Below are 12,436 nucleotides of genomic sequence, written 5' to 3' on the forward strand. Positions count from 1 at the left end.
TTGAGGTCATTTTTGAAGTAACAGGTGGGTGAAATATATGGGGATCTTTTCTCGTTTAAGTTGGTTTTTTAAACACCAATGGAAACAATATTTAATTGGTGTGGTGGCCTTGATATTAGTGGCAATTTGTAATGTGATACCGCCACGAATTATCGGTAATGTAGTTGATTCTGTCAGCAATAAAAATATGACGGTGAGATTTTTAGTCATTAATATGGTGACACTTTTTATTGTTGCTATCGTGCAGTATTTATTGCGTTTTTTGTGGCAGAAAATGATTTATGGTAGTTCTTATGTTTTGGAACGTGATTTAAGAAGTCGACTCTTTCATCATTTTATGAAGATGGATAAAACTTTTTATCAGAAGTGGCGAACTGGCGATTTGATGGCTCACGCCACTAATGATATCGATGCTGTCAGAGATGTTGCGGGACCAGGAATTTTGACTCTGGCCGATTCTTTGATTACAGGACTTTCAATGATTTTGGCAATGGGGATGTTTGTTAACTGGAAGATGACTTTAATGGCTGTTTTGCCGTTATTGTTGTTGGCGGTGATGGCTAACGTCCTTGGAAATAAGATTCATGTTGCCTTTCGTGATTCACAAGCAGCTTTTTCGAGTATTAACAATAAAACCCAAGAGAGTGTTGTCGGGATTAAGGTTTTAAAAGCATTAGGTCAAGAAACTGAAGATGAAGCAGATTTTGACCGTTATGTTGATAAAAATATCAAAGCTAATAAGCGTTCTTATCGTTTGGATGCAATGTTTGATCCTCTGACGACTTTGATAATGGGAATCTCGTATACATTAACGATTATCTTTGGTGGGCTAGCCGTTTTACAACAAAGAATTACGATTGGTCAACTCGTTTCATTCATTACTTATATGGCCGAATTGATGTGGCCAATGTATGCTGTCGGCAGTCTGTTCAATTTATTGGAAAGAGGTTCTGCCAGTTATGATCGAATCAGTGATTTATTAAATGAGAAATCTTCAGTTGTCAAAACTAAGGATAGCTTTACAACTGTTCCTAGTGGATTGTTAGATTTTCAAATTGATAGTTTTTCCTATCCTGATGATAAAAAAATTGCTTTGCACGATGTTGATTTTAAATTAAGACCAGGTCAAACTTTAGGAATTGTTGGTCCAACTGGTGGTGGAAAGTCGACAATTATTAGTTTGTTAATGCGTGATTTTGACCATTATCAAGGATTCATTAATGTTGGCAAAGTTGATATTCGAAAATATGATTTAAACAGTTATCTGGATACGATCGGTTATGTGCCTCAGACGAACTTTTTATTCTCAACTGATATCAGAGATAACGTTAGATTTGCTAATATTGATGCTACTCAAGAGGAAGTTGAACAAGCTAGTTTTGTCGCTGATTTGGATGCTGACATTAAACAAATGCCTGATGGTTATGACACTCAAGTCGGTGAACTCGGTGTTTCACTATCCGGTGGTCAAAAACAACGTTTAGCCATCGCTAGAGCTATTTTGAGTAACCCTAAATTATTGATCTTGGATGATTCACTTTCAGCGGTTGATTCTAAAACTGAACGTCACATTGAATCGCGAATCGCCAAGAATCGCCAACAAGGGACAACTATCATTGCGGCTAGTCGTCTGAGTTCAGTCGAAGATGCTGATGAGATTATTGTTGTTGAAGATGGAACAATCGTTGAAAAAGGTACTCATCAAGAATTGTTGCATCAAGCCGGTTGGTATGCTGATACGTATAATTTGCAAGCTCGAAACGAACAACTTGAGGGGAGGTTAAATAATGAAAAATGAAAATGAGAAAACACTTGAAGAGATTCACTCATTGACTAGAAAAGACCAACGACAAGTTTTGAAACGTCTGTTTAAATTTGCTTGGTTGTTCAAAAAGCAATTTGGCATTGCCATTGTATTTGCCATTTTGTTGAGTGTTGTCAACGTGTTGCTACCAAGAATGTTGCAATTTTACATGGATCATTATTTAACTGATCAAAGTACTGGCGTACGCTTAATTATTTCATTTGCCATTTTGTATGCTCTTGGCACAATCATCAAAGCAATCGTTCAATTCGTTGAAGAGTTTGCCTTTGCAATGGGTGCCGAAAGAACGTTAGAAAAAATTCGGAGCAAATTATTTCATAAATTGCACACCTTGGGTTTAAATTATTTTGACGTCACACCAGCAGGGTCAATCGTGTCTCGAGTTACTAATGATACGAAGACGTTGTATAACTTTTGGACTTTGTTTTTGATGATCATTGTGGCATTTTTCGCCATGGTTTCGGCCTTTGTAGCAATGATGTCAGTTAACAAAACTTTAGCTTTGTTGACGGCGTTGTTTGTAATCGTGTTGTACTTCTTAGTGTGGCTCTATCAGAAATTGAGTTTTAAGATTTATCAAAATTTGCGTGAATTCTTGAGTCAAATCAATACGAAATTAAATGAATCATTGATGGGTATCAGTATTATTCAACAATTTGGCCAACAAAAGAGAATGACCGCTGAATTTGAAGACCGAAACAATGCCTATTTTGGAATGCGTAACAAGATGATCAACGTTAATGCTTTCTTATTGTATCCAACAATCAGTTTGATGTTCATCTTAGCCGAAGTCGTGTCTTTGAGTGGTTTTGGTTGGGATAGTATGCATTTTCTAGTGCAAGCCGGTGTAATTTATGCCTTCTTATCTTACCAACAAAACTTTTTCAATCCATTGTCTGATGTGATGAATTACATGTCATTTTTCCAAGATGGTTTAGTAGCCGGTTTTAGAATTATGAAATTGTTTGATAATCAGACGACTGCTCCTAAGCAACTTGAAAATAGTACTGAAGAAATTACTCAGGGAAAAATCGAATTTCGTCACGTTACTTTTAGTTATGAACCAGGCAAGCCAGTTTTGAAGGATATTTCCTTTACCGTTCAACCTGGTCAAACAGTGGCTTTTGTCGGTCATACTGGTAGTGGAAAGAGTTCCATTATTAATTTATTGTTGAGGTTTTATGAATTTGGAGAAGGTCAGATTTTAATCGATGATTATGATATTCGTGACTATTCAACCAAAGAATTACGTAAGAAACTCGGCTTAGTTATTCAAGAACCTTACTTGTTTTATGGTGACATTGCCAAAAATATTCGGATGTTTGACGATTCAATCACCGACCAACAAGTTGAACAAGCTGGTAAATTTGTCGATGCCGATAACTTTATCCAACAACTTCCTGGTAAATATCATGCCAAAGTTAGTGAAAGAGGTTCTAGTTTTTCGACCGGTCAACGTCAATTGATCTCCTTTGCCAGAACTATCGTTAGAAATCCAAAAGTTTTGATTCTTGATGAAGCTACGGCTAATATTGACCCTCAAACTGAGCAGAGCATTACTAATGGCTTACACAAGATGCGCGATGACCGAACAACAATTGCAATTGCCCACCGTTTGTCTACCGTTCAAGATGCTGATTTGATTTTAGTTTTAAATAAGGGTCGCATCATTGAACGAGGAACTCATCAAGAACTTTTGAAGCTTGGTGGACATTACGCAGAATTATATGAATTACAAAATAATGAAGAAAAATAAAAGAGAGATAAAATATATGACAACAGAAATTAATGAAGGATATTTTGATGGTGAACGTCCATTGTTCAAAATTAATGATGCAAAAATTGTGGATACTACTTTTGGACAAGGTGAATCACCACTAAAAGAAGCTAGTAATATCAATTTGGATGATGTAGTTTTCAAATGGAAGTACCCACTTTGGTACGTTAACCACGTCATCGTAAATAACAGTATCTTTGAAACTATGTCTCGCTCTGGGATTTGGTATACGCACGATATTGAAATTAACGATTCAGCTTTACAGGCACCAAAATTATTCAGAAGAGCTTCTAATATTCGTTTGAATAACGTTCACTTTGCGGACGCTGAAGAAACAATGTGGACTTGTGATGATATTAAATTAAAGAACGTGCAAGTTAATGGAAATTACTTCGGTAAAGATAGTTCCAATATTTATGCAGAAAATTTGAATGTTGTTGGAAACTACGTCTTCGATGGCGCCAAAAATATTGAAGTTCACAATTCAACTTTTGTTTCGAAGGATGCCTTTTGGAATTGTGAAAACGTGACGATTTATGATTCAAAAATCAGTGGTGAATATTTAGCTTGGAATACTAAGAATTTAACCTTGATTAATTGTACAATCGAAAGTGATCAGGGACTTTGTTACATCGATGGTCTAAAAATGATTAATTGTAAAGTTTTGCGGACTGATTTGGCCTTTGAATACTGTTCAAATATTGATGCTGATATTACGACTAACGTGATGAGTATCAAGAATCCAATCAACGGTTCAATCAAAGTAAAATCCGTTGATAAGATTATCTTTGACGATCCTCAAATCGATCCTGATGAAACTAAAATTAAAGTTGCTGAAAAAGTTCAATAATGAGGTGTTTTGATGGCATATGATTTTGAAACTTTAAATAAAAAACGAGCTGGTAATTCTGCTAAATGGGATGTTCCCAATGGTGATCTGCCAATGACGATTGCTGATATGGATTTTCCAACTGCTCCGGAGATCATTGAAGCTTTACAAGAAAAAATTTCAATGGGATTGTTTGGATATGAGGAAATCCCATCAGAGTATTTCAAAGCTGTAGCTGATTGGTACGAAAAAGAACATCACGCTCGTCCACAGGAAGACTGGATGATTTTTGCGACCGGAGTTGTTCCAGCCATTTCTTCAGCGGTCAGACGATTAACTTCGTTAGGCGATAACGTATTGGTTCAAGCGCCTGTCTATAATATTTTCTACAATTCTATCGTCAACAGCGGCCGTCACGTAGTTTCTAATGATTTAGTTTACGATGGCAAAACTCATTCTTATTCGATTGATTTCACAGATTTGGAAGCAAAATTAAGCGATCCATTGACTAACATGATGATTCTTTGCAATCCTCACAATCCGGTTGGAAAAATTTGGACAAAATCTGAATTAGAAAAAATTGCTAGTTTATGTCTAAAATACGACGTTAAGCTGTTCAGTGATGAGATTCACGGTGACATTACCTTCAACGAAAATGGTTATAATCCTATCTTTGGTTTAGATAGTCAGTATCTCGACAATGTTGTTGTAGCTGTTTCCCCAAGTAAAACTTTCAACGTGGCAGCAATGCATGCGGCAACGATTATCGTTCCTAATGAAAACCTTCGTGCGCAAGTGAGTCGTGGTTTAAATAGTGAAGAATTGGCCGAACCCAATTTCGTAGCTATCCCCGGAACAATTGCCGCTTATACAAAGGGTGGTCCATGGTTGAAGGCTTTGAAAGAACAACTTTTGAAGAACCGTCGATTAGTTTTAGATTTCATCGAAAAGAAAATTCCTCAACTTAAATGGGTACCAGGTCAAGCAACGTACTTATTGTGGTTTGATATTTCAGAAATCACTGATGACGCTGATAAATTAGCTCAATTTATTAAAGATGACAGTGGCTTGATCATCAATCCTGGTTCCGTTTATCGAGGAGATGGTCAATACTTCATTCGAATGAACATCGCCAGTCCCCAAAGTATGATTCAAGACGGTTTGAATCGTTTAGAAAAATCGCTCAATGATTATCAAAAATAACAAAAATCTCTCACAAATTTGGTTGTGGGAGATTTTTTTGTACAGTTGGTATAATATATAACAAAAGATAATTTGTTAAAGCAGGCGAGAAATATGAATACAGCTGGAGCAGTTTTAACTAGAACGAAGGTCCAACCGCAATTAGATTTTAATTTTAAAAAGAAGCATGTCGGCATTCTCAGTGGTTCATTCAATCCAATTCACAATGGACATTTGATGATTGCTCAACAAGTTTTTGAACAGTTAAATTTGGATAAGATTTTATTTATTCCTAGTAAAGTGCCACCACATCGTGGAGTTAGTCGCTACATTCCTAAAGTCAGCGTTGATGATCGTATCAATATGATCAAATACGGCATTAGAGATAATCCTAACTTTCAACTTGATATGACTGATATTGACTTAGGTGGGGTCAGTTACACTTATGAAACGATTAAACGGCTAAAGGAACGCAACCCTAATACTGAGTACTATTTAATTGTCGGTTACGACATTGTTGAGAGTTTATCTAAATGGTCGCACATCGATGAATTGGTTAAAGAAGTTCACTTTGTCGGAGTCTGTCGTAAAGGCTACGAAAAAAAATCCCAATATCCAACCATGTGGGTCAATACACCAGTGATTGAAATCAGTTCAACCGTGATAAGGCAACGAGTTCGTGAAGGTAAGTCGTTGAAATATTACGTTCCTGATGACGTAGCTTGGTATATTAAGGATAAAGGGATTTATAAAAAATAGTATATCTAGATTCTATTTTGTAATGAAAAAACTTTGACTATTTAAAAAATTCTTTCTTAAGTAAATAAAAAATTGCATCAATTCAGATATATAGTCGATTAACTATTTATCTGAATTGATGCTTATTTGTTTGGTCATAAAGATATAGAATCCTAAACTAACCTAATTTAATAAAGAACTTTAAGTCAAAGTTTTTTATTTTGCCTTGTGCGCTTGAAATCTTTCACGAATAAAGTAGAAACAAGTCATGAATACCAAGAAAACAACACCAATCGACAGTGAAACGGTCGTTTCTGGATTTAAGAACATGAAGACTAAAATTACTAATAACGCAGCAATAGCTAAGTAATTGCTGAGAGGATAAAAGGGCATTTTGAAAGGATGGTTCTTCATCTTATCTTTGTTGAGTCTTCTGAAATGAAGTTCACTGAATAAAATAACGAACCAAGGCACCATACCTGGTAAGACACTGGAACTGTAGACAACTACGAAGACATCGCTAGAGGTGTGGAATAAGACGGGAAGTAAGAAGTTAATGATCAAACCAATTAAAATACCTAGTGAAATAGTGATAACGGCGATATAAGGAACACCGGCTTTAGAAATTTTCTTGAATGATTTTGGTAAATTGTTTTCCAATCCTAATGTGTATAGCATCCGACTGGCACTGAACATACCTGAGTTACATCCAGAAAGCGCTGCTGTTAAAACAACGAAATTGATGATTTCAGCTGCGAAGGTAATTCCGACTTTGGCAAAAGTTTCGGTAAAGGGAGAGCCCATTGTACCTAATTTGTTCCAAGGATAAATTGAAATGATAACAAAAATTGCACCAATATAAAAAATCAAAATTCTTCCGACGATGGTCCGAATCGCGTGTACGATACTACTTTGAGGATTTTCTGCTTCACCGGCAGTGATACCAATGACTTCGATACCTTGATAAGAGGCGACAACGATTGAAAGGGCAAAAATGAATCCCTTCAAACCACCTGTGAAGAAGCCACCGTTAGTCCAAAGGTTGCTGATACCAACAGGATGTCCATTGTTACCAAGACCGAATAAGATAACTAAAAGTCCCATAATGATCATAAAAATAATGGTGATAACTTTGATCAGTGAGAACCAAAATTCCATTTCACCATAAGCTTTAACAGAAGTTAAATTGGCTAGACAAAGAGTAGCGACAACGACAACTCCAACGAGCCATTGTGGCAAATTGGGCCACCAAAATTCAAGGTAAGTCCCAACAGCAATCACTTCAGAAATACCAACGACAAGCCATTGAAAGACGTTACTCCAAGCTGTTAAATAACCAATAACTGGATGAATGTATTCGGAGCCAAATTTTGCAAAAGAACCTGTAGATGGATCTGTGTAAATCATTTCACCTAGAGCACGCATAACCATGTACAAAATCAAACCAGCAATAGCATATGCGATTAAAACCGAAGGACCTGTCCATTTGATAGTAGAAGCTGAACCCATGAATAAACCAACGCCGATTGTTCCACCCAAAGCAATCATTTGCATTTGTCGTGAAGATAGACTTCTATTTAATGACTTTTTTTCCAAAGGTGTACCGCCTTTCATAATTCCTTATTGTTCGTGATTAGCGAATCATTAGGAATATTTATCATAATAATACTATAAAACACGCCAAAAAACCTCATAAAAATGCATTTATCAACATTTTTATGAGGTTTTTACATAAATTATGTATTAACTAATTCTTTGACGTTGTGGTCGTGTCTGCATATGCGTATCAGCAATTATTAAGGTATAAGAATTTACACCGAAGAAGGCAATGATAACTAATAAACCAGTTAGCATGAAACCTAGAAACATAAATCCCAAACCTAGTAGTAATCCAAAAATTGCAAAGCAACGCATGAGGTTTTTCGATACGGTAATTAGACTATTTTCGGTCTTAAAAGTAGCGTGATAGATTGAGTCAATTTTTTGCGACTTGTAGACAGTCATATCAGCTTTGTGAATTTCTAGAGTTAGTTGATATGGATCGAAGCCATCAACAATTTTGTCCTTATCGAATTCATCCGGTACGACTTGTTTGAAAAAGCCACCAGTGATACTTAATTTTGGATAATAATTATTTGATAAAGCTATTTTTAGTTTAGGTGTGAGAGGAATTGAGCCAATTGTAGTGACTTTTGAAGTCCAGACACTTGCTAAAACATAAACACGATTATTTGCAATGTGGATGTCGACCATGGCTGAATCCAAATTTTCTAATTGGTACATTTTAAAGATGAACTTGTTCTTGAGAATTTGTTTATCTTTTAATCCCTCAAAGAGATCCTTATGATTGAGTTCTTTGACATAGTCGATATATTTATTGATAAATCCAGTTGCATCCTCAGTTAAATTTATTTTTTCATTAAATAAGACTGTCATAATTCCCCCAAAAATTGTAACGATTAATGTTAGTATAACAAAAATGTATGCGCTTTTGTGGAAAATTATGAAAACGTTTTAATTTATTCACTAATTGAGCTATTTAACCAATTTATTAAAAGTGTGCTTATAATATTTTGCTGTTTTGCATTACTGATAGATGCGGTATTATCGCCGCTTTGCTTGCCATAGCAACCAAAACCAGCATGATTACCACCTTTTATTTGTTCATAAATTGTATTGTTTGGTAGTAGTTTTTTAGTTTTCTGGTAATTGGTATGGTTCAAAACCCCGTCTTTAGTAGCAGTTAGTGAGAGAACTGGTACATTTATTTCATGTAAATCAGTTTTGTTTTCAGGATAACTTGCTAAAAAGAAAATCCCTTTGAGATCCTTAGGATTATTTTTGGCGTACTTGGCTGCCATTGTTCCGCCGAGTGAGTGTCCACCGATAATGTAACCATTGCTCTTAGAAATTTTATTAGCAGCGTTACTATTTAAAACAGCTAGATCGAGTGGGAAGTGGACGATGTAGACTGAATAGCCGGCTTGTGCTACTTTTTGAGCCCAAATACTGTAGCTTGCTGGTTCGACTAAGGCTCCTGGATAAAAAATTACTTTGGGTTTGTTATTGTCGCCTTCAAAACGAATAACATTATCTACGATTGAAGCTTCTTGTGAAGTAGAGACAGCTGTTTTGCTTGGTTGATACTCTTTATTTTTAACCACGATGACCATTATTGAAATAACTGCCAGTAGAACGATTAAAATCCCTAGTAGCCATTTCCATACTTTTTTCTTCATAAAATCCTCCCTTATAAATACTTCTCTATTGTACTTTACATTTGGTATGAAAATATGCTACATTTAAGAAAATCAATATGAATAATATTAGAAGAAGGAGTACTGTATACTTTATCCACAGGGAGTTAAGGCAAGTGAAAACTTAACGTGTCGGTATATAGGAAAAACATCTTCGTTATTTCTGGCTGAAATGCGTCTTTAAAAGTAGAGTAGGTACAGACGTGACCCAATGCGTTACAATTGGAGAGTATATTTATGTACTTTGAGGTGTTTTTTTAAAAAAACTTGGGTGGTACCGCGGAAAAGATCTTTCGTCCCTTTTATTAGGGATGGAGGATCTTTTTTTAGTTTATAGTATTCTGGATTTTAAAAGGAGAAAACAATGCAAAACGTTTTGGTTAAAGATTTATACAAAAAAGAATTTGCTGACGGTGACAAGATCACTGTTTCTGGTTGGATTCGTACAATCAGAGGTTCAAAGAGAGTTGGCTTTATCGAATTAAACGATGGTTCATTCTTCAAGAATGTGCAAGTTGTTATGACTAGCGACATGGAAAACTATGCCGAAGTAGTTAAGTACCCAATCAGTACAACTATCAAAGTTGTTGGTGAATTAGCTTTGACACCTAAAGCTCAACAACCATTTGAAATCCATGCTACAGAAGTAATTGAAGAAGGATCTTCAGACTCTGATTATCCATTGCAAAAGAAAGCTCACTCATATGAATTTATGAGAACAGTAGCTCACTTGCGTCCAAGAACTAATACTTTCTACTCAGTCTTTAGAATTCGTTCACTAGCTGCTTTTGCTATCCACGAATACTTGCAACACAATGACTTTGTTTACGTTCACACACCAATCATCACTAGTTCTGATGCTGAAGGTGCCGGTGAAATGTTTGAAGTTACAACTTTGGATATGAACAACGTTCCTAAGACAGACGATGGCAAGGTTGATTACAGCCAAGATTTCTTCAAGAAGGAAACTAACTTAACTGTTTCTGGACAACTAGAAGTTGAACCATTCGCTTTGGCATTTAGAAACGTTTATACATTCGGTCCTACATTTAGAGCTGAAAATTCACATACAGGTCGTCACGCTTCAGAATTCTGGATGATTGAACCAGAACTTGCTTTCGCCGATTTGAAAGATGAAATGAATTGTTCTGAAGCATTATTGAAGTACGTTATCAACTACGTAATGGACCATGCTAAAGAAGAACTAGAATTCTTGAATGAAAATGTTGATAACACTTTGATCGACCGTCTAAAAGCTACAGCTAACGAAGAATTTGCTCACGTAACTTATACAGATGCCATCGACATCCTAGAAAAAGCTACAGACGTTGAATTTGAAGTTAAACCTTACTGGGGACTAGATCTTGATTCTGAACACGAACGTTATCTATCAGAACAAGTTTACAAGAAGCCTGTCTTTATTACTGATTATCCTAAAGATTTCAAGGCCTTCTACATGCGTGCTAATGACGATGGTAAAACCGTTGCTGCAGCTGACTTGTTAGTTCCCGAAATTGGTGAATTGATTGGTGGTTCACAACGTGAGGAACGTTTGGACAAACTAGAAGCTAGAATGGCTGAACTTGATATGAACGAAGAAGACTACAAGTGGTACTTAGAATTACGTAAGTACGGTGGTACAGTTCACTCAGGTTTCGGTATCGGTTTTGAAAGATTAGTTATGTACATTACAGGTATGGAAAATATCAGAGATGTCATTGCTTACCCAAGAACACCTGGTAACGCTGAATTTTAATAGATAATAAATAAAGAACTCAGAAATTAATTTTTCTGGGTTCTTTATTAAGTTAAGCTAGTTTAGGATTCCGTCCTCCATAGCAAAGAAAATTTGGCTGGAACGTAGTGGGCACGATTTTGAGCTTTTGCAAAGTACGCAAAATCTCAAAACTCGGCCTTATTCTAAGCAACAAGTTGCTAAGAATAATTTCACTACTGAGCCAATTTTCTTTGCTATTCCGGACTAGATTGTGGTTTCTATTTTTATGGAATCAAACAAATAAAGCATCTATTCAGATAATAGTCGCACACACACATAGTAAGCGACTATTTCTGAATAGATGCTATTTTTGACTCAGAATCATTTGAAATAAACAATAAAAGACGTTATCTAGTCGGGAGTGGCAGCTTTGTGGATGCTCAGTACTGAAATTTCACTTAGCAACTTGTTGCTTAGTGAAAGGCCAAGCTTTAAGACAGTTCCCGGTTCTGGAATTGACTTAAAGTTGTGCCCAGTACGTTCCAGCATCCACAAAGCAGAACGGACGACGGCAGCTTAACACCAACCCAACTTAAGAAAGAACCTTAATTTTTCCGGGTTCTTTTTTACTTTAAAAAATAAAATATTTTACTAGAATACTTTATTTTATGTATTCGGTTATTAAAACTTTTGTCTTAAACTGTTTTAGACAGTTAAGAAAGAAGGAATTTTAATATGAACAACAATAACGTAAATTGGTTTGAGATTGGAACAGATCATCCTCAAGAAACAATGGATTTTTATAGTAAGATGTTTGGTTGGAAGTTTCAAGAATATACAGATATGGAAAATGAATATTATAATATTATTGAACCAGGCAATGAATATCCAACCGGTGGTATTTTGGGTACAGCTGGTAAAATTGCTGAATATTCAACATTCTATACTTTAGTAAGTGATGTTGATAAGGCAATTAAAGCGGCCAAGGATAATGGAGCAACCGTTATTTGGGGTCCTGTTACTGATAAGACAGGTTTAACTTTTGCCAGATTAAATGATAGTACTGGTCATCAATTTGGCGTATTTTCAGCAGGTCAATAGAGAAAGGGTG

At 35.8% G+C, this 12,436-nt stretch carries 10 protein-coding genes and 1 other annotated feature; of the genes, 7 read left to right on the forward strand and 3 right to left on the reverse strand.

The features are described from left to right. The first annotated feature begins 37 nt into the window (after nt 1-37). The 5 genes from G6534_RS03395 to G6534_RS03415 all read left to right on the forward strand — a co-directional run bounded on the left by G6534_RS03395 (nt 38) and on the right by G6534_RS03415 (nt 6,372). Nucleotides 38-1,798: an ABC transporter ATP-binding protein gene (locus G6534_RS03395; RefSeq protein ID WP_182083141.1), complete on the forward strand. Its 1,761-nt coding sequence runs from the start codon at nt 38-40 to the stop codon at nt 1,796-1,798. Then, nucleotides 1,788-3,581, forward strand: a complete 1,794-nt coding sequence (locus tag G6534_RS03400) for an ABC transporter ATP-binding protein (protein WP_182083142.1) — start codon at nt 1,788-1,790, stop codon at nt 3,579-3,581. Before G6534_RS03395 ends, G6534_RS03400 begins: the two co-directional genes overlap by 11 nt. 16 nt (nt 3,582-3,597) lie before the next feature. Next, nucleotides 3,598-4,452, forward strand: coding sequence for a DUF3737 family protein (locus G6534_RS03405; RefSeq protein ID WP_059074561.1), 855 nt, complete (start codon nt 3,598-3,600; stop codon nt 4,450-4,452). 12 nt (nt 4,453-4,464) lie between these two features. Further along, the gene (locus G6534_RS03410) at nt 4,465-5,634 is read left to right on the forward strand and encodes a MalY/PatB family protein (protein WP_182083143.1); all 1,170 of its coding nucleotides are present in this window, start codon (nt 4,465-4,467) and stop codon (nt 5,632-5,634) included. A 93-nt stretch (nt 5,635-5,727) separates the two neighbouring features. Continuing rightward, a complete protein-coding gene (locus G6534_RS03415; protein WP_182083144.1) occupies nt 5,728-6,372 on the forward strand; it encodes a nicotinate-nucleotide adenylyltransferase in 645 nt (214 codons plus the stop codon). 195 nt (nt 6,373-6,567) lie between these two features. Here the strand turns inward: G6534_RS03415 and G6534_RS03420 are convergent, their stop codons facing one another. The 3 genes from G6534_RS03420 to G6534_RS03430 form a co-directional block, all read right to left on the reverse strand. Next, a complete protein-coding gene (locus G6534_RS03420) occupies nt 6,568-7,947 on the reverse strand; it encodes an amino acid permease (RefSeq protein ID WP_059074560.1) in 1,380 nt (459 codons plus the stop codon). Nucleotides 7,948-8,094: 147 nt separating this feature from the next. After that, nucleotides 8,095-8,787 carry a hypothetical protein gene (locus G6534_RS03425; RefSeq protein ID WP_182083145.1) on the reverse strand — a complete coding sequence of 231 codons (693 nt, stop codon included), beginning with the start codon at nt 8,785-8,787 and terminating at the stop codon, nt 8,095-8,097. A gap of 83 nt (nt 8,788-8,870) precedes the next feature. Beyond that, nucleotides 8,871-9,590, reverse strand: coding sequence for an alpha/beta hydrolase (locus G6534_RS03430; RefSeq protein WP_059074528.1), 720 nt, complete (start codon nt 9,588-9,590; stop codon nt 8,871-8,873). Between the two features lie 77 nt (nt 9,591-9,667). Further along, nucleotides 9,668-9,912, forward strand: a binding site (T-box leader). Between the two features lie 60 nt (nt 9,913-9,972). On the opposite strand from G6534_RS03430, the gene asnS reads away from it, so the two are divergent. Both asnS and G6534_RS03440 read left to right on the forward strand, forming a co-directional pair. Further along, the gene (gene asnS, locus G6534_RS03435; RefSeq protein ID WP_059074527.1) at nt 9,973-11,364 is read left to right on the forward strand and encodes an asparagine--tRNA ligase; all 1,392 of its coding nucleotides are present in this window, start codon (nt 9,973-9,975) and stop codon (nt 11,362-11,364) included. A 696-nt stretch (nt 11,365-12,060) separates the two neighbouring features. Beyond that, a complete protein-coding gene (locus G6534_RS03440; protein WP_059074526.1) occupies nt 12,061-12,426 on the forward strand; it encodes a VOC family protein in 366 nt (121 codons plus the stop codon). Nucleotides 12,427-12,436 lie beyond the last annotated feature (10 nt).

The sequence above is a fragment of the Companilactobacillus pabuli genome (genome assembly GCF_014058425.1).
Lineage (GTDB): Bacteria > Bacillota > Bacilli > Lactobacillales > Lactobacillaceae > Companilactobacillus > Companilactobacillus pabuli.

What these genes read in the sequence shown, in the direction of transcription:
- G6534_RS03425 (WP_182083145.1), bottom strand. Translation starts at nt 8,787, where the DNA reads ATGACAGTCTTATTTAATGAAAAAATAAATTTAACTGAGGATGCAACT.
- G6534_RS03395 (WP_182083141.1), top strand. Translation starts at nt 38, where the DNA reads ATGGGGATCTTTTCTCGTTTAAGTTGGTTTTTTAAACACCAATGGAAA.
- G6534_RS03440 (WP_059074526.1), top strand. Translation starts at nt 12,061, where the DNA reads ATGAACAACAATAACGTAAATTGGTTTGAGATTGGAACAGATCATCCT.
- G6534_RS03400 (WP_182083142.1), top strand. Translation starts at nt 1,788, where the DNA reads ATGAAAAATGAAAATGAGAAAACACTTGAAGAGATTCACTCATTGACT.
- asnS (WP_059074527.1), top strand. Translation starts at nt 9,973, where the DNA reads ATGCAAAACGTTTTGGTTAAAGATTTATACAAAAAAGAATTTGCTGAC.
- G6534_RS03405 (WP_059074561.1), top strand. Translation starts at nt 3,598, where the DNA reads ATGACAACAGAAATTAATGAAGGATATTTTGATGGTGAACGTCCATTG.
- G6534_RS03410 (WP_182083143.1), top strand. Translation starts at nt 4,465, where the DNA reads ATGGCATATGATTTTGAAACTTTAAATAAAAAACGAGCTGGTAATTCT.
- G6534_RS03430 (WP_059074528.1), bottom strand. Translation starts at nt 9,590, where the DNA reads ATGAAGAAAAAAGTATGGAAATGGCTACTAGGGATTTTAATCGTTCTA.
- G6534_RS03415 (WP_182083144.1), top strand. Translation starts at nt 5,728, where the DNA reads ATGAATACAGCTGGAGCAGTTTTAACTAGAACGAAGGTCCAACCGCAA.